This window comes from Congzhengia sp., from assembly GCF_037235575.1.
Taxonomy (GTDB): Bacteria; Bacillota; Clostridia; order UBA1381; family UBA9506; genus Congzhengia; species Congzhengia minquanensis.
This window is the reverse complement of sequence record NZ_JAXUNN010000025.1, coordinates 103,563-127,301: the sequence shown is the minus strand read 5'-3', so window position 1 is coordinate 127,301 and position 23,739 is coordinate 103,563. Positions and strand designations below refer to the sequence as shown.

Below are 23,739 nucleotides of genomic sequence, written 5' to 3'. Positions count from 1 at the left end.
AATCGTGAGGAGGCATTAATTTTGCGTCTCAGCATAGGAATAGATATTGGATCGACAACAGTGAAGATTGCGGTAATGGAAGGCAGCCGCATTCTTTTTACGCATTATGAGCGTCATATGTCCCAGGTGCGGACAAAGACGCTGGAGATTTTAGAAAAAGTGAAAGCACTTGTAGGCGACGAAGAATTTACCGTGTCAATTTCGGGTTCTGCCGGTTTGGGGCTGGCAAACAGCGCAAATGTGAGCTTTGTGCAGGAGGTCTTTGCAACGGAAAAAGCCGTACGGCTCCTTTTGGGCGATGTTGACATTGTGGTGGAGTTGGGCGGAGAAGACGCCAAGATTTTGTTTTTAACGGGCGGCGTGGAAGAACGTATGAACGGCACCTGTGCCGGCGGAACCGGCTCGTTTATCGACCAGATGGCGGTGCTTTTAAACTTGTCCCCCGACGAAATGGACAAACAGGGGCTTGCGGCGGCAAGGCTTTATCCCATAGCGTCGCGGTGCGGCGTGTTTGCCAAGTCTGACATTCAGCCGCTGTTAAACCAAAACGCGGATAAGCGGGACATTTCCGCAAGCATTTTCCATGCGGTGGTGGAGCAGACCATAACCGGCCTTGCAAGGGGACGGCAGCTAACGGGCAAAATCGCCTTTTTGGGCGGCCCGATCCACTTTTTTGACTGTTTAAAAAAGCAGTTTAAAGAAACGCTGGCACTTTCGGATGAAACTGCAGTGTTCCCGGAATATGACCTGTTTTTTGTTGCCGCAGGCGCAGCGATATATGCAAAGGAAAGCGGCACAGCCTTAACGTATAACAGTTTAGCGGAGCGCCTGAAAAATGCCGCTGCCGACACGGGGCACAACACCTATATGCGTCCCCTGTTTGAAACGGAGGAGGAATATCAGGCGTTTTCTGCGCGGCACCAAAAGGCCGCGGTGGAGTTCGCCGACTTATCGGAATATAAAGGGGACGCCTACCTCGGCATCGACTGCGGTTCCACCACGGTGAAACTGGTGCTGACAGACAGCGATAACCGCATTTTATACAGCTACTACAGCTCAAACAAGGGAAACCCGTTAGAGGCTGTGAAAAAGTGTCTGCTTGAAATTTACAGCCTGTGCGAAGACAGGGTAACCATTCGCGGCTCTGCCGCCACAGGCTACGGCGAAAGTTTAATGGTAAATGCGTTTGGCGTGGATTTTGGCCTGGTTGAAACCATGGCTCATTTTAAAGCTACGTCATTTTTCCGGCCGGATGTGGATTTTATTATCGACATCGGCGGACAGGACATTAAATGCTTTAAAATTAAAAACGGCGCAATCGACAACATTATGCTAAACGAAGCGTGCTCGTCGGGCTGCGGCTCGTTTATTGAAACCTTTGCAAAATCCATGGGATATGACGCCGAAGAGTTCGCAAAGCTGGGCATTTTTGCAAAGCACCCGGTAGATTTAGGCTCCCGGTGTACGGTGTTTATGAATTCGTCGGTGAAGCAGTCGCAAAAAGACGGCGCTTCTATTCACGACATTTCGGCAGGGCTTTCCGTCAGCGTGGTGAAAAACGCCCTTTATAAGGTCATTCGTGCAAAAAGCGCCGACGATTTAGGAAACCAAATTGTGGTGCAGGGCGGCACGTTTTATAACGATGCGGTTTTGCGCTCCTTTGAACGTGAAATTGGAAAAGAGGTTACCCGGCCCACCATTGCCGGTCTTATGGGCGCGTTCGGCGCAGCTCTGTATGCAAAAGAGCAGGGGAAGGCGCAATCTTCCATCAGCCCGAAAGAAGAGCTTGAAAATTTTGTGAACACCACGAAGGAAGCAGTTTGCGGCGGATGCACCAATAAGTGCAGGCTCACGGTGAACACGTTTTCCGGCGGGCGCAAATTTATTTCCGGCAACCGGTGTGAAACACCGTTGAAGACCGCCGCACAGAAGGATTTGCCCAATGCCTATCAGTTTAAACGGAGCCTTTTCGATGAGGAAAAAGCGAAGATAAAACCCGGAACACGGGGGAAAATCGGCATGCCCTATGCACTGAATATCATTGAACTTTATCCCTTTTGGACGGCATTTTTTGCTGAGCTTGGAATTGAGGTTGTCTTTTCTGAGCCGACCACCAGAAAGACCTATGAGCTGGGACGGGACACCATTCCGTCTGACACGGTGTGCTATCCGGCAAAATTGGTGCACGGGGCAATTAGCGATTTAATTCATCGCGGAATTGACACCATTTTTTACCCCTGCATGTCGTATAACTTAGATGAAGAGAAAGGGGATAACCACTTTAACTGCCCTGTAGTGGCATATTATCCGGAACTGATTGCCGCCAACATGCCGGCTGTGAAAACTGTCCGGTTTTTATACCCCTATTTGGGGATTGATCACCCGGATACGTTTCCAAAACAAATGATGAAGTGCCTTGCAGAAGTTTATCCCGGCATAAAACGCGCCGAGGTAAAACGGGCGGCGAAGAAGGCCTATGCGGCGATTGGCGCTTACCGCGAAAGGGTTCGGGAATTCGGCAGAAAGGGAATTGCATATGCCGAGGAGCACGATTTGCCAATTATTGTGCTTGCGGGCAGGCCCTATCACATTGACCCGGAGATTAACCACGGCATTGACCGGCTGGTTTCTTCCCTGGGGGTGGTGGTTTTGTCTGACGACAGCGTGTGCGATTTTGTTTCCCCGCCAAAAGTTTCGGTTTTAAACCAGTGGACGTATCACTCGCGGCTTTACAGCGCGGCGAAATTCTGTGCACAGTCGGAGCGTGCAAATTTCGTGCAGCTGGTTTCGTTCGGCTGCGGCATTGACGCGGTTACAACCGACGAGTGCCGAAGCATTTTAGAGCGAGAGGATAAGCTTTATACGCAAATTAAAATAGATGAAATTAATAATTCCGGCGCGGTGAAAATTCGGCTGAGAAGCCTTTTGTGCGCCATTGAACAAAAAACGGAGGTGAAGCCGAAATGAAGCACGAAAAAACAGTTCAAACCGGTGCGCCGGTGTTCACCGAGGAAATGAAGCATACCCATACCATTTTAATTCCAGATATGCTGCCGCTTCATTTCTCCTTTATCGAACAGATTTTAAGGCAGGACGGATATAAAACCCATATCTTGAAAAACGAAGGGCCTGCGGTGGTGGAGGCAGGCTTAAAATATGTGCACAACGACATGTGCTATCCGGCCATTATTGTAATTGGCCAGATGATGCAGGCCTTGGAAAGCGGGGATTTTGACCCGGAAAAAACCGCGTTGATGATAACCCAAACCGGCGGCGGGTGCCGGGCCTCGAACTATATTCATCTTTTGCGCAAGGCCCTTGACAAGGCGGGCTTTCACAAGGTTCCGGTTATCTCGCTGAACGTTTCCGGCCTTTCGCCTTCGCCAGGCTTTAAAATTACCGTTCCGTTCTTGCTGAAGGCCATGACGGCCGTGATTGTGGGCGACTTTTTAATGATGATTAAAAACCAGTGTGAGCCCTATGAAGTCCACAGCGGAGACACGGAAAAGGTGATTCAAAAATGGCAGGCGTTTTTTCTGAAAAAATGGGAAACGGGGAGCCTCACTACCTTTGGGTATTTAAAAAAGTATTTTCCGCAGATTTTAGACGATTTTGCGGCGGTGGAAAAGCGGGAAGAGCGTCGTCCCAGAGTAGGAATTGTGGGCGAAATTTATGTAAAATATTCCCCCATCGGAAACAACCACTTAGAGGACTTTTTGGTTTCGGAAGGAGCTGAGGTCGTTGTTCCGGGCCTTTTAGACTTTTGTCTTTATTGTGTTTATAACGGCGTGGTGGACCAAAAGCTTTACGGCGGAAAGGCTGTGAAAGCTAAAATCAGTAAGATTGCTTATCATTATCTGACCAAGCGGCAAAACAGCATGTATAAAATCGTAAAAGACCACGGCGTGTTCCGCGCGCCCCTGGGCTTTTCTGAAAAGAAGGACATTACAGAACAATATATCGGCCAGGGCGTGAAAATGGGCGAGGGGTGGCTGTTAACTTCTGAAATGGCGGAGCTGGTGACAGAAGGCGTGAAAAACATTGTGTGCACACAGCCCTTTGGGTGTTTGCCAAACCACATTGTTGCAAAGGGGATGCAGAATAAAATTAAGGCCATTCACCCTGACGCGAACATTGTTGCGGTAGATTATGACCCCGGCGCCAGCCAGGTAAACCAGCAAAACCGAATTAAGCTCATGCTGGCAAACGCAAAAATGGACGATGTGGAACAAACGGAAGAAAAAGAAATTACAGTTCCGGCCACCGGCGGAATTTCGGTAGACTTATAAAATAAAATTGCCGGATATTTGCCCGATGCTAATAAGGCAGTAGGAGAAGTGAACAACGGTGTAACTCACCCGGGTGAGTTACACCGTTTCATGTTTATACGGTAAGCGGCGTGAAAGATCGAGGCATACTGCTTATTTGCTCCCTGATGAACATTCAATTCTTATTGCGTAAATCCAAGGCTCTATTTACCATAGCACAAAACTCGGCACGTGTGATATTGCCAAGAGGCCTGAATGTGCCATCGGGATATCCCGATATCAGACCCATTGTTTTTGCAAGGTAAATGTGTTTCGGAGAGTTTACAATATAGCCATCTTCATAATCAATATAGCGATCGTCATCCCATCCATCATTTTCTGCAAAATCTACGAATTCACTTCTTAGAGTATCTTTCCAATTTGAAGAAAAGAAATATCCTGTTGTCGTATAATCAAAGCCATATTCGGGATTTAGAATATTTACTAAAGCAACAGCGACCTGCCTTCGATTTGCTTCTTCATTACTATTATAGACCATCGAAGGCCCGCCTGCATAATAATCCACTGCAATTAAAGCAAACTCGCTCCACCATTCGTTGGGATTATTCTTTTTAATATTTCTTTTCAAGGTGTTGGCTTTCGTTGCTTCATTAGCATTTTTGTCCTCGCTATTGCCTTGCAAATCAAAAGCAATTGTAATGATTTTTGCCATCTCAGCTTGTGTAACATAATTATCCGGCCGAAACGTGCCGTCCTCATAACCATTTAAAACGCCTGACTTTGTTAAGGACACAATGTCGTTATATGCCCAATGCGTTTCGGTAACGTCGGAAAACACAATGCTGTGATTTTCGGAAAGTGTCGGCGGCGTGGACGCAGAACCATTATTCAGATAACGATGATATCCAACAAGAATAAACTGCGACATATCATCAGGGTGGTTAAAATCTGGATTTTGTTCTAATAATGCTTTGGTTAATCGGCTGTTTGTCGGATACAGCCAGTTGTTGCGTATCCACAGTCCAAGACTGAAATGCAATTCTATCATGTCATCTTCCGCAAGATTTTTTATATACTCAATTTCCTCCGGATATAAAAGTTCGTCAAGAGCCTTATACGCATCTTCTAATGTTGCAGGAATATCTTCACGTACATAATCAGCGGAATACAGATACATGCTATCATAATCGTCCTGCTTTAAACTGCCATTGATATTATAACGTATTGTTGAAAAAGGAACATATATATCGCCGTCAATTTCAACCGGTTCGTCCATCCAATAATACCATTCGGCAGTCGCGGACAACGCTATGCCTAATACTTCTAAAATCGGCTTTAACTGAACATAATCGCTTATATTATCCGGCCCCTGCACGGATGGACTTTTTCTGTTGCTATATACAAGCGTCTCAACTTTAATATCATTAACATAAACATCAATATTAACTTTTCGTCCAATACTATCGTTAGAATGATTCTTTTTAAGATATTCATCAGTATCAAGATAAATATTGTTCCCTTCATATAAAACTTCACAGTTTATAAGCTCCGGAAATTCATATAGTGGATAATAAATTGTTCCATCTAACTCCATATACTCCCAGGGAACACGTGCAACGCCTCTTAAACCGCCGGTGTAACTGATGGTTTTTTCGCCGATGCTCATATCAATTGTGCGATTATCCGGGGTTTTAATCATTATGTTGGTCGGGCTTTTCCGTTCAAAAGTACAGCCTAATGCCTCCATGCAAGCTTGTAATGGTACATACTCCTTTTCGTCTGATTGGAAGAAATTGCTGTTCCTATAAACTGTAATTTGTTGCAATTCATCGTTAATAAAAAAGCGAAAGTCAGTAACTTCATACCCCTCCGGCAGTGTTGAGGTTGCAGCCAATATTGGTAGGGATATCATTAACGTTGCGAACATAAGTATTCCGCTAATCAGTTTTTTCATATCAAATCTCCCATCTTTATTATTTGTCCTATGAAAGAATTATATCAGACAATTCATCAAATTACAATGCCGAACAAAAACTATTTCATTCCGCTCCATTTTTTTACTATGAAAGCTATATATAGTTATGAAACACATAGAAAAAGGTGCGAACGTTTCCATTCGCACCTCTGTTTCTACCTTCCAATACCGATTCTGTATTCATTGTCTTTTTCGCATTATATAAATACCCTCAGCATTTTGTCCGGAGTTTTTTATTCGCTTTTTTAAACAATTCCCTGTGCCATCATGGCTTCTGCAACTTTCATAAAGCCCGCGATGTTTGCGCCGGCAACAAAGTCACCTTTCTTGCCATACTTTTCAGCGGCGTCTCTGGTGTTTTTATAAATGTTAACCATAATGTCTTTCAGTTTTGCGTCAACTTCATCAAATGTCCAGCTGTAGCGCATAGAGTTCTGGCTCATTTCCAGTGCAGATGTTGCAACGCCGCCGGCGTTTGCAGCTTTTGCAGGCCCAAAGAGCAGGCCGTTAGACTGGAACTGCGCAATCGCTTCCGGCGTGGAAGGCATGTTTGCGCCCTCTGCCACAGCGTAGCAGCCATTGGCAACCAGTTTTTTTGCCGATTCTTCATCAATTTCGTTCTGTGTTGCGCAGGGCAGTGCAATGTCGCACGGAATTCCCCAAATGCCGCTGCAGCCTTCATGATATTCCGCTTCCGGGTGATAGGTAAGATATTCTTTAATTCTCTTTCTTTCTACTTCTTTAATCTGCTTTACAGCGTCTAAATCAATGCCGTTTTTGTCGTAAATATAGCCGTTAGAGTCGCTTAAAGCAACAACCTTTCCGCCCAGCTCTGTGGCTTTTTTCGTTGCGTAAATGGCAACGTTTCCGGAACCGGAAATAACCACCGTTGCGCCCTTAAAGGACTTGCCAGCGTCTTTTAACATCTCTTCCGTGAAGTAGCAAAGACCATATCCTGTTGCTTCTGTTCTGGCCAAAGAACCGCCATATGTAAGGCCTTTTCCTGTCAGCACGCCGGTATATTCGTTTCTGAGCCTTTTATACTGACCGTACATAAATCCGATTTCACGGCCGCCAACACCAATGTCACCTGCAGGAACATCGGTATCTGCGCCGATGTGTTTGGAAAGCTCTGTCATAAAGCTCTGGCAGAAATGCATTACCTCGTTGTCGCTTTTGCCTTTGGGGTCGAAATCTGAACCGCCCTTGCCGCCGCCGATGGGCAGGCCTGTCAGTGAATTTTTAAATATTTGTTCAAATCCTAAGAATTTGATGATTCCAAGATATACGGACGGATGAAACCTTAAGCCGCCCTTATAAGGCCCAATAGCGCTGTTAAACTGAACTCTGAATCCGCGGTTAACCTGAACCTTGCCGGAATCGTCCACCCAGGGCACACGGAATGTGATCACCCGTTCGGGTTCAACAATTCGTTCAACAATTCCCTTTTCCGCAAATTCCGGATGCGCCTCAATAACGGGCTCTAACGATTCCAGAACCTCTTTTACAGCCTGCAAAAATTCAGGCTCGGCAGGGTTTCTTTTTGTCACTGTTTCCATAACGTCGTTTAAATACTTGCTTTTAAACATTTTTTTACCTCCGCTTTCCGATTTAGATTTTTGGGATGTATATGAAAAAAGGCCGCGGTGAGAGTATCAATCTCAACGCAGCCTAAATTTGGAGCTGGAGATGGGACTTGAACCCACGACCTGCTGATTACGAATCAGCTGCGCTACCAACTGTGCCACTCCAGCTTATAAAGTATGTAGTTGTCCTCAAAAAAGAGTTTTGCCGAAATTTGAAAATTTATGAGAAAAATGCTACAATCCCTTATTTGGCACGAAATTTATTATACTATAAACAGCGCACGCTTGTCAATAAAAATTTGAAATTTTTTGGGATTTGCAAACGATTTTTAAATATTGCGCCGTGCCTGTTGACAGCGGCTGCATGTGGATTTATAATAAATTTAAAAAGGTTAAGGGGATGGAAAATGAAAATGCAGCGGACAAAACTTTCAGAACGGGAACTGCCCGACTACACAAAAGGCGAAGAAATTTTTAACATGGTGTCCCACATTGTGGGCGGCGCCCTTGGGTTGGCGGCGCTGGTGCTGTGCGTCGTTTTTTCGGCCCTGCACAAAAATGTTTATGGCGTGGTTGCAAGCGCAATTTACGGCGCAACAATGATTATTTTATACACCATGTCCAGCATTTATCACGGACTGAGGCCAAACCGAATGGCCAAAAAGGTGTTTCAGGTAATTGACCACTGCTCCATTTTTCTGCTCATTGCAGGCACTTATACGCCGCTGGCCCTGTGCTCATTCAGGGAATATTCCGCGCCTTTGGGCTGGTGGATTTTCGGCGTCATCTGGGGCAGCGCGGTGTTGGGAATTGTGCTGAACGCCATTGATATTAAAAAGTATAAAAGATTTTCCATGATTTGCTACCTTGCAATGGGGTGGTGCATTGTGTTTGCGGCAAAGGCCACCTATTTCACGCTGGGATTTGGCGGAACTGCCTTTTTAATTGCCGGCGGCATTCTTTACACCATTGGCGCGGTGCTGTATGCCAAGGCGAAAAATCACCGGTATATGCACTCGGTTTTTCACCTGTTTGTTGTGTTTGGAAGCGTGCTCCACTTTTTCTGTATTTTGCTTTACGTCGTTTAAACGTGCGTTTTAATGAAATAAAAAATCAGCGGCCTTATGATACAGGAAGGAGAATATTTCAATGAAATTTAATGATTTATATAACAAAATCATTCAAGCGGCGGAACGCTATGCCGACAACGCGTTTCAAAATCAGGTTACGGACAAAAGCAGGCCCGATTTCGGCGGTTTGTTTTACAGCGAATATGGGGTTGCGCTGCCGGATCATTGTTCAACTGCGGAATTTATTCCGGTTATTGGATTTCTTTATTATGAGAAAACCTCAAAGTTTTATCACAGCAGCGACTTAAGACAACGCCTGTTTGACGCACTGGATTATATGAAGCGGTGTACGCGTGAAGACGGCCTGATTGATTTGCGCTTTAACAATTATGACAGCCCTCCGGACACCGCGTTTGCCATAACACCCATCGGATATCTTGCTTATGCGGCCAAACAGATGGACGACACAGAGCTTTACACCGCGTTAATGGAGTTTCTGGTGCCGTCGGCTGTGGCTGTTGCCAAGGGCGGCTTTCACACCCCCAATCACAGATGGGTCATTTGTGCCGCACTGGCTTTGATCATGGCGTTAGAACCTGAAAAATGCGATTTTTCTGATGTTTTAGACAGCTACCTCAAAGAGGGAATTGACATCAATTCCGACGGTTTATTCACCGAAAGAAGTCTGGGTGTTTACGACCAGATATTGAGTAAAAAAATGCTGATTCTTTCTGAATGCTGTAAAAGCAAGCTTTATTCGGCTGAGGATTTTTTAAAGATTGTGGACGTTAATTTGAAGAACCGTCTTGATTTCACCGATTTTGACAACATTGTTGACACCGATATTTCGGGAAGACAGGATTATGGTAAGAAATATGAATTGGGAAATGCGGCTGCTTTTATCTATATGTCCATTGAACAACAAAACGGGGAATATGCCGCTGCCGCAGAGATAGCCGTTGACAGCATGCGCCCGGGAACGAATCAGGGTTATGGAGAGCTGTCTACCTGCCTGTATTTTTTCTTCAAACACCCGCACTGGCGCGAAGCGGAACTGGAACCTGCGCCCATCAGAACCCATGTTGAGCGGTTTATGCAAGAGTCGCAGCTTTACCGTGTGAAAGAGGGGAAACTCAGCGCTACGGTAAAATGCGATAACCCGGCATTTTTAAAGCTGAATTATGGAGAGGTAAAAATGCCGAGGGTAAGCCTCGTGATGGATTATTTTAATGCAATTTATAAAGCGGCTTCCATAGAGAAAACAGACTTTGGCATTCGCGTGTATATGAAATCGGAGCATAACGTGAAACAGCATCCGGCCTTTTGGATGCCGCTGGGCGAAACGGTTGCAATGAACGAGCTTTTGGGATTTCGTGACGTTGAAAGAAGAGAACTGAACAAGCGGCCTGAATTTGACGTTTGGATTGACATTTATAAGGCGGAAAACGGATTTGATTTGCACGTTAAGACGGACAAAGGATTAGACGGCGTTCAATTCTCCATGGATTTTTTCTTTGAGCCTGGCGGAAGCATTGAGATGGAGCATTGCTCCTTCCGTGCGTGCAAGGATGAGACAATGTTTTTGAAAAAAGACGACGCTATATATGTAAAAGGCAATGATTCCATTAAAATTTGCGGCGGGTTTTATGCCCATAAAATGATTACGCCCATGCACAGCGAAACCAATGGGTTGTTTCGAATTATGCTTACAGATTTTACCCCTGTTGACAGAGTGATTCAGTTAAGATGCGGCAAATTCAGCGGGGCGGACGGAAAATGCTATTCGGAAAAAATGATGAAAAAATAATTGTTTTGCATAACAGGAACGGGATATTGGCAGAAACGCCAATATCCCGTTTTTTTATTTGTTTTTCTTTTCAATTGCCGCCGGCAGGGTGTTAATTTCTCTGAAAATTTTCGGGTCGAATTTAAATTTTCGGTCATAGGTCATCAGGCCGTTAATCTCCTGTTCTACGTCGTATAACTGGGTGTAGCAGAAGCCGATAAACAGCTCGTCGTCTAAGATAGCCGTTGTCAGGCCCCGGTAACGCGCAATGAACGCCTCGTCGTTTTCCGGCGCTTCGCCATAGCCCCAGCCCTCGTTTCCATTTTTTTGCCGTATGCCGCCATATTCGCTTAAAAACAGCGGCTCGCCCTTTGGCTTCTGCCGCCCGGCAAGGTAAGGGTTGCGTTCAACCTGGCACAGCAGAACGCCGTTCTTTGCATCTTTATAATGTTCTTTCAATTTTTCCGGGTTCTGTTCATAGTCGTGCACATCGAAAATGTCTGTAATCACATGGAAGTTTCCGCTGGTGTCAATCACCGGGCGGGTTTTGTCAATGGCCTTTGTCACCTGATACACCGTGCGCAAAATGTCGTCGCACTGACGCCTTAGGTCGCTCCAGTCCCAGGTTTCGTTAAACGGGCACCAGCCAATGATAGACGGGTGGGAATAGTCGCGCTCTAAGCACTCTGCCCACTCGGGCAGGAAGTGCATCAGCTGGCCTGGCTCGGTGATGTTCAGGCCCCAGTTTGCGTGCTCGCCCCAAACAAGGTAACCCAGTTTGTCCGCCCAGTATAAAAACCGGGGTTCAAAAATCTTTTCGTGCAGGCGGGCGCCGTTAAAGCCCAGCTCCATGGAGTATAAAATGTCGTTTTTTAAGGCCTCGTCGCTGGGGGCGGTATAAATTCCGTCGGGATAAAAGCCCTGGTCTAACACCCATCTGCCGAACAACGCGGTTCCGTTCAGGCAAAAGGCCTTGTCTTTGAGCGACACCTCGCGCAGGCCAAAATATCCTTTTATGCTGTCGCAGACGACGCCGTCTTTTATCAGCTCGATTTCTGTGTCATATAAATTCCCCTTGCCGGCCTCCCACAAATGCTTTTGAGACAGCGCAACGGTGACGCAGGCTTCGCTTGTGTGAATCACTGTTTCGGCCTCCCCCGTGGGCACTCCTTCAAAGAAAGTGCGCACCCGCAGCTTGCAGCCCAGCGCTTCGTTTGTCACATACACCTGGGTGAGCACGGAGCAGTCGTGAATATTGGAAGTATATTTCACGTTTTGAATGTGGGCGGCGTCTACCGCCTCCATCCAAACCGTCTGCCAGATTCCGGTTGTTCTGGTGTAGCAGCAGCCATAGGAATTCAGCTTGCTGCTCTGCTTTCCGCAGGGCTGGTTGCCGGACCTTGTGTCGTCTTCAGCGCACAGCGTAATTACGTTTCCGCTTTCCTTTAAGAATTTTGTAATGTTGGCTGAAAAACAAGTGTAACCGCCCTTGTGGGTGCAAACCTGTTGGCCGTTTATGTAAACGGTGGCGTGGTAATCTACGGCGCCGAAATGCAGAATGATTTCTTTTCCTGCCCACTCTTTGGGAATTTCCAGTTCGCGGCGGTACCACACACAGTTCATAAAATCTTTGTTTTCAATGCCGGAAAGCTTGCTTTCCGGACAAAACGGCACGGTTATGGTTTGGTTTAAGCTGCTGCGCAGGTAAAATTCTTTTTCTTTTCCCACCATTGCGTTGTCGATTTCAAACCCCCATTGGCCGTTTAAGTTTCTCCAGTCTTTACGGACCAGCTGCGGCCGGGGATATTCCTTTCTGGGTAGTTCCATTTTAAAAACACGCTCCTTTTCAAATTGTAGGTTTATTGTATGAAACCGGTGTGAAAAAGTAAATACAATTTTCTATTTTAAAATTGACTTTTTCTACAATTTGCGGTACGATTAATGAGAGGTGAACGGTGATGAAGATTACACAAATCAAAACGCTTTGGCCGGAAAACGAAGATTTTCAGCTGGAGCGGCTTGACACGGGCGAGCAATATATTTTTATTCACATGTTAACCACGGCCGCTCTTTCGTCGGACAACGGCATTTCTGTTTGCCCGGCGGGAAGCTGCATTTGCTACGAGCCGCATTCCTATCAGTTTCTTGCGGCTCATGGAAAGCAGGGACTGGTGCATGACTGGGCACACATTACAGGGGATTTTCATAAAATTGCATTGCAATTTGGATTTCAATTCAATAAAATTTATCAGATGAGTGAAGGCAGTTTTATCACGGAAATCATGCAGGCCGCCGAGCTTGAGGTGCTCCACAGCCGGCCGCACGCCGAGGATATATGCACCATGAAAATGACGGAGCTTGTGATTAAAATGATGCGGGAAGTAGAAAATGAAAAGGCGGAAATCATCATGCCGGAAATGCGCAGCGCCATGCTGGAGGTTCGGGCAAAAATCCATATGGATTACAGCCGCGGCTGGAAAGTGGACGAAATGGCAAAGCTTGCGCATATGTCGCCCTCAAGGTTTTACAGCCTGTATAAAGCCGTGTTCGGCGTAACGCCGAAGGCAGATTTGCAGGTAATCCGCCTGGAGCACGCAAAGGTTTTGCTTGCAGAGGGCAGGCGTTCTGTCAGGGAAATTGCGGAACTGGTGGGGTATGAAAACGAATATTATTTTATCCGCGCCTTTAAAAGCTTTACGGGAAAAACGCCGGGGAAATATACACGAATATAAAAAAATTTGGAGGCGGGATATTTCCCGCCTCCGAATGATTTCGTTATGTATCGAATCCCTATTCTTTCAGCCATCCATATTTTGTAAACACTCTTACACAATCGAATATCGCCTGCATATATGTGGCGGTGTGTTCGGGATAGTATGTTTCCTGTTCCAATTGAAAGTATTCGCGCACCAATTTCCAGTGACGGGAGGTTGGTTTTGCATTTTTATTTTCAAACAGGGCTTCCAATTCCTCGTGGATTTCAGACATTCGGTATGATTTTTTTTGGTATTCGGGGTCGTGATTGAAAGAACGTGCGTGGGCGGCGCTGATTGTTTCTTCCAATAAGGTTTCAAAATTGGTTTCAAAGGTGTCAAACATAATTATTTTCCTTTCTTTAAAATTTTCCACAACCCCTTGAAAATTGAGCGCACATCGTGTATAATATTAATGTCGCATCTATCATTTCAGATGGTTGTGGGCGGAGAGAAGTGGCTTGTCTATGTGTGGAGAGCCGCTTCTCTTTCTTATTTCCCATCATCAATCCGCTGCTGTAAAACCTTTAGGCCCTCAGCTATCGCGGATGTTATGATGCTTGTCCTATTGACGTCTACTTTCGTCTTATCCCGAAACAAATTAACGGTTCTATTAATTTCATTGTTTAGGTCTTCTGACAAACGCATTGCAATACGACAATCTTTTTTTTGACTCACAGTGTCACCTCCCAACATACAAACCAATATTATCACAAAGTCATACATTTGTCAATATTGCATGACGTAACTTCTAGAATTCTGTTCGTCTTTATCACTGCTGTAACAAAAAAAAGAGTTGATAAACATGCATTTATCAACTCTTTTGAAATTTTTTTCTTTAACCTTTTTTAAACATGGTGCCGATACCGGTGTCGGTGAAAATTTCTAAAAGAATGGAGTGGAGCACGCGGCCGTCGATAATGTGCACACGGTTAACGCCCTCTAAAACAGCCTTCACGCAGGCGCGGACCTTTGGAATCATGCCGCCGTTTATGGTGCCGACATGAATCAGCTCCTCTGCGCTGCTGGTGGTAATTTCAAAAATAATGTCGCCTTTGGCGTCTTTCACGCCTTCAACGTCGGTTAAGAAAATCAGTTTTTCTGCGCTCATAGCGGTTGCAACCGCGCTGGCAACCGTGTCGGCGTTGATATTATAGCTCTGGCCGCTGTCGTCCGTGCCAATGGGGGCAATTACGGGAATATATTCGTCTTCGCACAGGGATTTGAGGATTCCGGTGTTTACCTTTTTAATTTTACCCACAAAGCCAACGTCAATTTTGTTTCCCTCGGAGTCCTCCGTCAAAGGCTCGCACTCGATGATTTTTCCGTCAATTCCGCACAGGCCAATGGCCTTGCCGCCGTTTCGGTTGACGTTTGAAACCACCTCTTTGTTGGTTTTGCCCACCAAAACCATTTGGGCTATGCGCATGGTTTCTGCGTCTGTCACCCTCAGGCCGCTGACAAATTTGCTTTCAATGTGGTAGGTTTTTAAGGACTCTGAAATGTCCGGTCCGCCGCCGTGGACAATTACCGGGTTCATGCCCACATATTTTAAAAGGGTAATGTCCTCCATGACGGAACGCTTTAAATCTTCGTTAATCATGGCGTTGCCGCCATATTTAATCACAATGGTTTTGCTGTAAAGCTTTTGGATATAAGGAAGCGCCTCGGTTAAAATGCCGGCGCGCTCAATCCGCTCGTCGATTGTGTTCATGCTTGTTTCCTTTCTGCCCGCAGGGCGTATATTACAGGTAATAGCCTGCGCCGGACAGGCCTTCGTCTTCCGTCAGGCCAAACATCAGGTTCATGTTCTGAACGGCCTGGCCCGCTGCGCCTTTGATTAAATTGTCAATGTTGGAAATGACAATTACCCGGCCCAGCCGCTCGTCAACCGTCAGGCCAATGTCCACAAAGTTCGAGCCGGTTACGTGGTTGTTTTCCGGCAGGGCGTTGTCGTAAATGCGCACAAATTTTTCATTCTGATAAAAATCGTGATACATTTTGAGCAGTTCTTCTTTTGTATAAGGCTTTTTCAAGTTTGCATATTCCGTGGCGAAAATTCCCCGTTTCATAGGAACCAGATGGGGCGTGAAGGACAGGGTAATTTCCTCTCCGGCAATCAGCGAAAGCTCCTGCTCAATTTCCGAGGTGTGGCGGTGGGTTGCCACCTTATAGGCTTTCATGGTTTCGGTGCACTCGCAGAAGTGATAGGCCTGCCCTAAGCCGCGGCCCGCACCGGACACGCCGGATTTCGCATCAATGATAATATTTTTTGTATCAATGGCATTGTTTTTTAACAGCGGCGCCAATCCTAAAATGGAACAGGTGGTGTAACAGCCGGGATTGCCCACAAGCCGCGCCTTTTTAATTTCTTCCCGGTGCAGCTCGCACAGGCCGTAAACCGAAACCTTTAACAGCTCCGGACAGGAGTGCTTTACCTGATACCATTTTTCATAGGTTTCAATGTCGTTATAGCGAAAATCGCCCGAAAGGTCAATTACCTTAAGGCCTTTTTCATAGAGTGCGGAAATTACCTCGTTGGAAACGCCGTGGGGAAGGGCGGTGAACACCACGTCGCATTTTTGTGCCGCGGTTTCTGCGTCAGCTTCTTCTAAAACAACATCGCACACGCCCCGCAGGGACGGATAAACCTCCGACATTTTCTGCCCGGCATATGTTTTTGAAGCCAGCATTGCAATTTCTGTATCTTTATGGGAAGCAAGCAGTCTGACAAGCTCTGCGCCTGCGTAACCGGTTGCACCCAAAACACCTGCTCGAATCATAAAATAACTTCCTTCCATTTGAAATATGTATTATTATACATCTATTTGTATAAAAATGCAATACCATATTTATCTAAATTTGCTGTTTAATCCATGGTAAATTTGTCTATAATGTGTAATATACCAAAGAAACAGGAGCGGAAAACAATGAAACGAAAGACGATTTCAAAACTATTTTTTGCAGTATTTTTAGTTGCCGTGGTGTTTATGGGAATTTGCGAGGCAATTTCGGTGGACATTTCCAGCGGAATTGTTCGGCTGCATGTGATTGCTAACAGCGACAGCGAGAAAGACCAAACGGTGAAGCTTGCCGTGCGGGACGCGTTATTGAGCCTGTCGGAGGAGCTTTCAGGAAACTCGGAACTGAGCTTAGCTTTTGCAGACGAGCACAAGGCCGAGCTTACCGCTGCGGCAAACGCAGTGCTGTTAGAACACGGCTGCAATTATTCCTGCGAAGTGGTAACCGGAAACTTTCATTTTCCCACGAAATCTTATGAAAACATCACCCTGCCGGAGGGAGATTACGACGCTGTCCGTGTGGTTTTGGGCACGGGCAGCGGGCAGAACTGGTGGTGTGTGATGTATCCGCCACTGTGTTTCACCGACAGCGCAAAAGGCGCCGTTTCAGACGAGAACAAAGAAAAACTGTCGGAACTGATGGGCAGCGCAGAATATCAAATGATTTCAGACGAAAACATTCAAGTAAAGCCGGCGTTTAAGGCGGTGGAAATTTGGCAGAGCTTGAAAGAAAAAGCCAGCCAAACGCTGGACCTTTCAAACAAAAGAATATTCTGCTTTGATTGAGCAAAAATATTGTTGACTTTTGAAAAATAAAGTGTTAAAATAAAGTTTAAGTGAATAAAGCTTCAATAAAAGTGATGACCGGAAACAAGTAGAACGTGTTTAGAACCTTAAGAGAGCTGTCGGTTGGTGCAAGACAGTGGGGAAGGCATGTTTGAATACATTCTGCGAGCTCCGCACCCAACGGCGTTTTGCCCAGTAGGCTGCGGCGGGCGTGCCCGTTACAGCACTTTGGCATAAGCGTGTTTTTGCCGTGCCGAAAGGGGTCTGTTGTAAAAGCAGGCAATTGAGGTGGTACCGCGGGAATTTTTCTCGTCCTCAGGTTTATCCTGAGGACGGGTTTTTTTATTTTAAAAGCACTTCCCGGGATGAAGGCCCTTTCTTTCGCAGTCCCGTGGCGCGTAAGGGCAGAAACTATAACGGGGAGAAAGGAACGTAACATGATTATTACAAAGGTGCTGGAGAGAAATGCACAACTGTATCCGGACGATGTGAGTCTGGTTGAAATTAACCCCACGGAGTGGGAAAATCACAAGCCTGTTACATGGCGGGAATATGAGCTGATTGAAGCAGCCCCCAGCGGCGGCTACCGCCGGGAGATGACCTGGAAAGAGTTTGACGAGAAAGCCAACCGGTTTGCCAACCTTTTGCTGACAAGGGGCGTAAAAAAGGGCGACAAGGTGGCAATTTTGTTAATGAACTGCTTAGAGTGGCTTCCGATTTATTTTGGTATTTTAAAAATGGGGGCGCTGGCCGTGCCCATGAATTACCGCTACACGGCGGACGAAATAAAATATTGTTTGGAGCTTTCTGATGCAAGCGTTTTGGTGTTCGGCCCCGAATTTATCGGCCGTGTGGAAACCATTTTTCCCAAGCTTAAGGGTGTGGACTCGCTCTTTTACGTAGGGGAAAATGTGCCCACCTTTGCAGACAGCTACGACCGGCTGGTGACCTATTGCTGCGAGCGGGCGCCGGAAATTGAGATAAAAGAAGACGACTATGCGGCCATTTATTTTTCTTCCGGCACCACAGGGTTTCCGAAGGCCATTCTCCATTCCCACGCCGCGGTGATGTCCGCGTGCGAAACAGAACAGAACCACCACTCCCAAACCAGGGACGACGTGTTTTTGTGTATCCCGCCGCTTTACCACACAGGTGCAAAAATGCACTGGTTCGGAAGCCTGCTTTCCGGCAGCCGGGCGGTTTTGCTGCGGGGCGTGAAACCGGAATGGATTATGAAAGCCGTGTCGGACGAGGCGGCCACCATTGTGTGGCTGTTGGTGCCGTGGGTGCAGGACATTTTAGACGCCATTGACCGCGGCGACATTGACTTGTCGGAATACCGTCTTTCCCAGTGGAGGCTGATGCACATCGGCGCACAGCCCGTGCCGCCAAGCCTGGTGCAGCGGTGGAAAGAAAAGTTTCCCAATCATCAGTATGATACCAACTATGGCTTGAGCGAGTCTTTAGGGCCGGGGTGCGTGCATTTGGGCGTGGAAAACATACATAAGGTGGGCGCCATTGGCAAGCCCGGCTACAAATGGGAGGCCAAAATTGTGGACGACGCCGGCCGGCCGGCTGCAAACGGCGAGGTTGGCGAGCTTGCGGTGAAAGGTCCCGGCGTGATGCTGTGTTATTATAAAAATGAAAAAGCCACCAACGAATCGCTGAAAGACGGCTGGCTGATGACGGGGGACATGGCCCGGTGCGACGAAGACGGGTTTATTTATCTGGTAGACCGTAAGAAGGACGTTATCATAACGGGCGGCGAAAATATTTATCCCGTGCAGATTGAGGACTTTTTAAGAAAACATCAGGCGATTAAAGACGCGGCGGTGATTGGCCTGCCCGACAAGCGCCTGGGTGAAATTGCGGCGGCCATTATTGAACTGAAACCGGGCATGACCTGCACGGAGGACGAGATCAACGAGTTCTGCATGGATTTGCCCCGGTATAAGCGGCCCAGAAAAATTATTTTTGACGACATTCCCAGAAATCCCACCGGAAAAATTGAAAAGCCGGTGCTCCGCGACCGGTTTTGCGGCGAACGGCTGGTGGAGGCGCAAATCGAAAGCTGACAGTGAGGTGCAAAAAGGTCGCAATAACGCTATTTTGTGTAATATGATTGAAATATTACGTTAACAATACTATATTTAGACGTTGAAAAAAGAGCAGAAAAAAGAATATCGAAAAAAACGGAAAAAGGGCATAGCATTGGGAAAAATAGACATTTCCCTGCTATGCCCTTTTATTTGTATGATAAATTTATTACACACAATATCTTGTATATTAAATTTAGATTTCAAAAAAATTAAAAAAATTGAAAAAAGTACTTGCAATATCAGCCCAAATGGTTTAAAATGAAATAAAAGTGGTTTAATGTGGTGGAAAAAGGTTGAAAGGAGGCCGGAAACATGTTTATTGGAGAATACAGCCATGTGTTGGACGCAAAGGGCAGAATGTTTATGCCTGCAAAGTTCCGCGACGAGCTGGGCGAGAAGTTTATCGTTACCATCGGACTTGACCGGTGCCTCTTTGTATTTCCGACCGAAACCTTTCAGATATATAAGGAAAAGCTTGACGCAATTTCCTTAGCCAACAGGGACGCACGCAACTTTACCCGATTTTTCTTTGCCGGGGCCGGCGAGTGCGAGCTTGACAAACAGGGAAGAATTATGCTGCCGCAAAAACTGAGAACCTATGCAAGGCTGGAAAAGGATGTTACCGTTGTGGGGGTTTCCGGCCGTATTGAGCTTTGGAACACGGAAGACTGGGAAAAGGAACACAGCATTGAAAACTTTAGCCCGGACGAATTTTCTGAAAAAATGGAACTTTTGGGATTTTAAATTAAGGAGGCAAACATGGAGTTTCATCACATATCTGTCCTTCTTAACGAGGCTGTGTCGGGCCTTTCCATTCACCCTGACGGGGTTTATGTGGACGGGACGATGGGCGGCGGCGGCCACAGCCGGGAAATTTTAAAACAGCTGACAACGGGAAAGCTCATCGGCTTTGACAGAGACAGCGAAGCAATTGCGGTTTGTAAAAACAGACTGTCGGAATTTTCAGACCATATCACTTTTGTAAACAGAAATTTTAACGACATCTTACAGGTTTTAGCAGAGCTTGGAATGGAAAAAATAGACGGCGCGGTTCTGGATTTGGGCGTTTCGTCCTATCAGTTAGACTGCGCAGAACGCGGATTTTCTTACAATCACGACGCGCCCCTTGACATGAGGATGGACAAAACCAGTTCGTTTTCTGCGTTTCATGTGGTGAACGAGTATGACAGGGATAAGCTGGCGGATGTAATTTTTACATATGGCGAGGAACGCTGGGCAAAACGGATTGCAGAATTTATTGTGCAGGAGCGCGAAAATGCGCCGGTTGAAACCACCGGGCAGCTTGTGAGCATTATTAAAAAAGCGGTGCCAAAGGGGGCCCGGTCAGACGGGCCGCACCCGGCAAAACGCACCTTTCAGGCAATTCGGATTGAGGTAAATGGCGAACTTTCCGGGCTGAAACAGGCGCTTTTTGATTTTATTTCCTGCTTGAAGCCGGGCGGAAGACTTTGCGTAATTACCTTCCATTCGCTGGAAGACAGAATTGTGAAAACAGTTTTTGCCCAGGCGGCTAAGGGCTGCGTTTGCCCGCCGGATTTGCCGGTTTGCATTTGCGGCAAAAAGCCCGAGGGAAAAGTGATTACGAGAAAGCCAATGGTTCCGGACGAAGCGGAGCTTTCGGAAAATCCGCGGGCCAGAAGTGCGCATCTTCGCATATTTGAAAGGTTCTAACAAGATTTTCGGGAGGGAGACCTGGCATATGAGAAACAACAATTTGGCATATCATGCAGACGACAGGTACCGCAAGATTCACGACAACCGGGAAATCAGAAAAATTACAAATATACGTTCAACAGGTGGAGTCATGATTAAAACAGGCAGCGGACAAAAAAGAAAAGTGAATACTGCCGCGGGCAGAAACCGCCGCCCAAAATCGCGGATTAACCGCGGGACGGTGATTTCTGTGATTGTGCTTGCGTCAATGGCTTTTTTGGTGCTGTTCCGCGGATTGATGATTACGTCGGGATATGAACAGCTTGAGAAAAAAAATACCATGCTGTCTGAAACCATTGCAGAAAACCAGAAACTGCAGTTTAAAATTGACCAAACCCTGGATTTAAAAAATATTGAAAAAATTGCGCAAAATACGTTCAATATGGGACAGCCCTCAAAATCTCAGACCATTTACATCAACCTGGAACAGTCAAACGAGGTGAAAAAGGTGCGGAGCGGCAATTCCCTTATCGACGCTGTGAAGAATTTTTTTAGCGGCATTGTGGAATATTTCGCATGAAGCGATACATAACATGATAAAGAATTTATTGTTAGTGTGAGAGAGGTGTCTTTCACACTAACTTTTGTAAAAGCAGAAATCAAATTTAAGTCAACCTCGCCGAAGGGAGTGGATAGATATGGCGATTACCGGGCCAAAAACAAGCTTGCGGAAACGAATGTTTTACGTTCTGTTGTTTTTTACAACACTTCTCATTATGCTTGTGCTTTATATATTAAAACTGAACATTGTAGACGGAGAAAAACTAAGAACCGGCGCAATTGAGCAGCAAACCAGAGACTATCAGGTGTCGTCTGCCAGGGGCACAATTTACGACAGAAACGGCAAAACGCTGGCGGTCAGCTCCTCGGCGGAAACCATTACGGTGAACCCGAAAGAGATTGCGGCGGCAGGATATGACGTTGACGGACTTGCCAACAAGTTTGCAGAAATTTTAGAACTTAATGCAGAAGATGTAAAACCGAAACTGACCAAAAACGCCCAGGACGTTGAGATTAAACGGAAAGTGGAAACAGAGGTAGCCGACAAAATTCGTGAACTCAATTTAAAAGGCGTATATTTTAAAGAGGATACCAAACGATATTACCCTTACGGCACATTTGCCTCCCACGTTATCGGCTTTACCGGCCGAGACAACCAGGGTTTGGGCGGCATTGAAATGGTGTATGACGACGAACTATCCGGCGTGCCGGGCAGAGTGGTTACGCTGAAAAACGCCCACGGAACAGATATGCCGTTTCAGGAAGAGCGGCACATCGACTCTGAAAACGGCTTAAACGTGGTTTTGACTATTGACGAGGCCATTCAGCATTTTGCGGAAAAGCATTTGGAAAACGTGTATAACGAAACGGAGGCGGCAGAGGGCGCCGCCTGCATCGTGATGGACGTGAAAACCGGCGAGGTTTTGGCCATGGCCGCCCTGCCGAATTTTGACTTGAACAGCCCCAACGAATTAATTGACAAAGTTACCCTGAACAGACTTAAAAAACTTGGTTCCGGGGAAGAATATGAAAAGGCGCTTACCAACGCGAAAAATAAAATGTGGCGGAATAAAGCGGTGGTGGACTCTTATGAGCCCGGTTCATGCTTTAAAATTATGACCATGTCTATGGCGCTGGAGGAAGGCGTTGTCACGCCGGAGGACCATTTTTTCTGTCCCGGATATAAAATTGTTGAAGACAGAAGAATTAGCTGTGCCGAAAGGAGCGGCCACGGTGCGGAAACCTTTAAAGACGGTGTGAAAAACTCCTGCAACCCGGTGTTTATTGAGGTTGGACAGCGCGTTGGGATTGACAAGTTTAAGCAGTATTACAAAGCCTTTGGCTTTAACGATAAAACCGGATTTGACCTGCCCGGCGAGGCAAACGGCGTGTTCTACACAGACGAACAGTTTAAAACCGTTGAGCTTGCCACAGCGTCGTTCGGCCAGGGGCCGAAAGTTACGCCGCTGCAGCTGATTTCAGCTGTCAGTGCGGTTGCAAACGGCGGAAACCTGATGAAACCCCACGTGGTGAAAGAACTGACAAACGACGAAGGCACGGTTGTGAAAAAAATTGAGCCTACGCTGGTGCGCCAGATTGTGTCGGAGGAAACGTCAAAAACCGTTCGCGAGCTTTTGGAAAACGCGGTTAACGTTGGTTCCGGACAAAATGCCTACATTAAGGGCTACCGGGTGGCGGGAAAAACCGGTACGTCGGAGAAAATTCCCAGAGGGCAGGGCAAATATGTTGCATCGTTTTTAGGATTTGCGCCGGCAAACGACCCGAAAGTAGCCTGCCTGGTAGTTGTTGACGAACCCTCGCTGGGTTCTTACTACGGCGGCGCTGTTGCGGCCCCCGTTGTTGGTAAAATTTTGGAGGATACATTAAAATACTTAGGCGTTGAGCCGCAATATACAACAGAAGAAAAAACAACCATTGACATATCTGTTCCGGACGTGACAGGACTTGAGGTGTCTGTGGCAAAGAAAAAGCTGGAAGACATGGGATTAAAACATACGGTTATCGGCAGCGGGGAAAAGGTTTTGAGCCAAATGCCGTCCTCCGGGGCAACCGTAAGCTCCGGCTCTGTGATTGTGCTTTACACGGAAAGCTCTGCGGGTGATGAAAAGGTTGCGGTGCCTGATGTGAAAAACAAGTCGTTGGCCAGCGTAAAGTCCATTCTTTCGTCAAAAGGGCTAAACTTGAGCATTGTTGGAGCAGGGGCCACAGGCTCCGATTCCGACCGCACCGTGGCGGAAAAGCAAACGCCTGAGGCTGGAACAGAGGTTGAACGCGGAAGTGTCGTTCAGGTAGAATTCAGATTCTTAGATGTTGAAGGCACAAATTGATTGAAGTTATTGACGCGTTCCGAAAGGAGTTT

General features: G+C 46.5%; 17 protein-coding genes, 1 tRNA gene and 1 other annotated feature. Of the genes, 11 read left to right on the top strand and 7 right to left on the bottom strand.

Translation table 11 applies throughout. The features are described 5' to 3' along the window. The first annotated feature begins 21 nt into the window (after window positions 1-21). Both WIG73_RS05000 and WIG73_RS04995 read left to right on the top strand, forming a co-directional pair. Window positions 22-2,967, top strand: a complete 2,946-nt coding sequence (locus WIG73_RS05000; protein ID WP_337399536.1) for an acyl-CoA dehydratase activase-related protein — start codon at window positions 22-24, stop codon at window positions 2,965-2,967. Then, the gene (locus WIG73_RS04995) at window positions 2,964-4,289 is read left to right on the top strand and encodes a 2-hydroxyglutaryl-CoA dehydratase (protein WP_337399535.1); all 1,326 of its coding nucleotides are present in this window, start codon (window positions 2,964-2,966) and stop codon (window positions 4,287-4,289) included. Before WIG73_RS05000 ends, WIG73_RS04995 begins: the two co-directional genes overlap by 4 nt. A gap of 154 nt (window positions 4,290-4,443) precedes the next feature. Here WIG73_RS04995 and WIG73_RS04990 read toward each other — a convergent pair whose 3' ends face one another. From WIG73_RS04990 to WIG73_RS04980, 3 genes are all read right to left on the bottom strand, one after another. After that, window positions 4,444-6,222 (bottom strand): S-layer homology domain-containing protein, encoded by a 1,779-nt coding sequence (locus tag WIG73_RS04990; protein WP_337399534.1) that lies wholly within the window; start codon window positions 6,220-6,222, stop codon window positions 4,444-4,446. A 266-nt stretch (window positions 6,223-6,488) separates the two neighbouring features. Then, window positions 6,489-7,832 (bottom strand): NADP-specific glutamate dehydrogenase, encoded by a 1,344-nt coding sequence (gene gdhA, locus WIG73_RS04985; protein WP_177678978.1) that lies wholly within the window; start codon window positions 7,830-7,832, stop codon window positions 6,489-6,491. 89 nt (window positions 7,833-7,921) lie between these two features. Continuing rightward, window positions 7,922-7,997, bottom strand: a tRNA-Thr gene (locus tag WIG73_RS04980). A 239-nt stretch (window positions 7,998-8,236) separates the two neighbouring features. Here WIG73_RS04980 and WIG73_RS04975 point away from each other — a divergent pair. Together WIG73_RS04975 and WIG73_RS04970 are read left to right on the top strand one after the other, a co-directional pair. After that, on the top strand, window positions 8,237-8,917 hold the full coding sequence (locus WIG73_RS04975; RefSeq protein WP_337399533.1) for a hemolysin III family protein: 681 nt from the start codon (window positions 8,237-8,239) through the stop codon (window positions 8,915-8,917). A 61-nt stretch (window positions 8,918-8,978) separates the two neighbouring features. After that, a complete protein-coding gene (locus WIG73_RS04970; protein ID WP_337399531.1) occupies window positions 8,979-10,706 on the top strand; it encodes a hypothetical protein in 1,728 nt (575 codons plus the stop codon). Between the two features lie 54 nt (window positions 10,707-10,760). Here the strand turns inward: WIG73_RS04970 and WIG73_RS04965 are convergent, their stop codons facing one another. Beyond that, window positions 10,761-12,512 carry a sugar-binding domain-containing protein gene (locus tag WIG73_RS04965; RefSeq protein WP_337399529.1) on the bottom strand — a complete coding sequence of 584 codons (1,752 nt, stop codon included), beginning with the start codon at window positions 12,510-12,512 and terminating at the stop codon, window positions 10,761-10,763. Window positions 12,513-12,643: 131 nt separating this feature from the next. On the opposite strand from WIG73_RS04965, the gene WIG73_RS04960 reads away from it, so the two are divergent. Then, on the top strand, window positions 12,644-13,417 hold the full coding sequence (locus tag WIG73_RS04960; protein WP_337399528.1) for an AraC family transcriptional regulator: 774 nt from the start codon (window positions 12,644-12,646) through the stop codon (window positions 13,415-13,417). 58 nt (window positions 13,418-13,475) lie between these two features. Here WIG73_RS04960 and WIG73_RS04955 read toward each other — a convergent pair whose 3' ends face one another. From WIG73_RS04955 to argC, 3 genes are all read right to left on the bottom strand, one after another. Beyond that, window positions 13,476-13,784 carry a hypothetical protein gene (locus WIG73_RS04955; protein WP_249311364.1) on the bottom strand — a complete coding sequence of 103 codons (309 nt, stop codon included), beginning with the start codon at window positions 13,782-13,784 and terminating at the stop codon, window positions 13,476-13,478. Window positions 13,785-14,276: 492 nt separating this feature from the next. Beyond that, a complete protein-coding gene (gene argB / locus WIG73_RS04950) occupies window positions 14,277-15,152 on the bottom strand; it encodes an acetylglutamate kinase (RefSeq protein ID WP_337399527.1) in 876 nt (291 codons plus the stop codon). Between the two features lie 31 nt (window positions 15,153-15,183). Further along, the gene (argC, locus tag WIG73_RS04945; RefSeq protein WP_337399526.1) at window positions 15,184-16,221 is read right to left on the bottom strand and encodes an N-acetyl-gamma-glutamyl-phosphate reductase; all 1,038 of its coding nucleotides are present in this window, start codon (window positions 16,219-16,221) and stop codon (window positions 15,184-15,186) included. 147 nt (window positions 16,222-16,368) lie between these two features. Here argC and spoIIR point away from each other — a divergent pair, with 147 nt between their 5' ends. The 6 genes from spoIIR (at window position 16,369) to WIG73_RS04915 (ending at window position 23,707) form a co-directional block, all read left to right on the top strand. Beyond that, complete coding sequence (gene spoIIR, locus WIG73_RS04940; protein ID WP_249311359.1) at window positions 16,369-17,025, top strand: stage II sporulation protein R; 657 nt, start codon at window positions 16,369-16,371, stop codon at window positions 17,023-17,025. A gap of 65 nt (window positions 17,026-17,090) precedes the next feature. After that, window positions 17,091-17,345, top strand: a binding site (T-box leader). Window positions 17,346-17,462: 117 nt separating this feature from the next. Continuing rightward, window positions 17,463-19,100 carry a class I adenylate-forming enzyme family protein gene (locus WIG73_RS04935; protein ID WP_337399525.1) on the top strand — a complete coding sequence of 546 codons (1,638 nt, stop codon included), beginning with the start codon at window positions 17,463-17,465 and terminating at the stop codon, window positions 19,098-19,100. Window positions 19,101-19,436: 336 nt separating this feature from the next. Further along, a complete protein-coding gene (mraZ, locus tag WIG73_RS04930) occupies window positions 19,437-19,868 on the top strand; it encodes a division/cell wall cluster transcriptional repressor MraZ (protein ID WP_177678998.1) in 432 nt (143 codons plus the stop codon). 15 nt (window positions 19,869-19,883) lie between these two features. Beyond that, entirely contained in the window at window positions 19,884-20,816 is a 933-nt protein-coding gene (rsmH, locus tag WIG73_RS04925; protein WP_337399524.1) for a 16S rRNA (cytosine(1402)-N(4))-methyltransferase RsmH, read from the top strand. A gap of 28 nt (window positions 20,817-20,844) precedes the next feature. After that, window positions 20,845-21,378 (top strand): hypothetical protein, encoded by a 534-nt coding sequence (locus WIG73_RS04920; RefSeq protein ID WP_337399523.1) that lies wholly within the window; start codon window positions 20,845-20,847, stop codon window positions 21,376-21,378. Window positions 21,379-21,496: 118 nt separating this feature from the next. Continuing rightward, window positions 21,497-23,707, top strand: a complete 2,211-nt coding sequence (locus WIG73_RS04915; RefSeq protein ID WP_177679003.1) for a penicillin-binding transpeptidase domain-containing protein — start codon at window positions 21,497-21,499, stop codon at window positions 23,705-23,707. The last annotated feature ends 32 nt before the right edge of the window (window positions 23,708-23,739 follow it).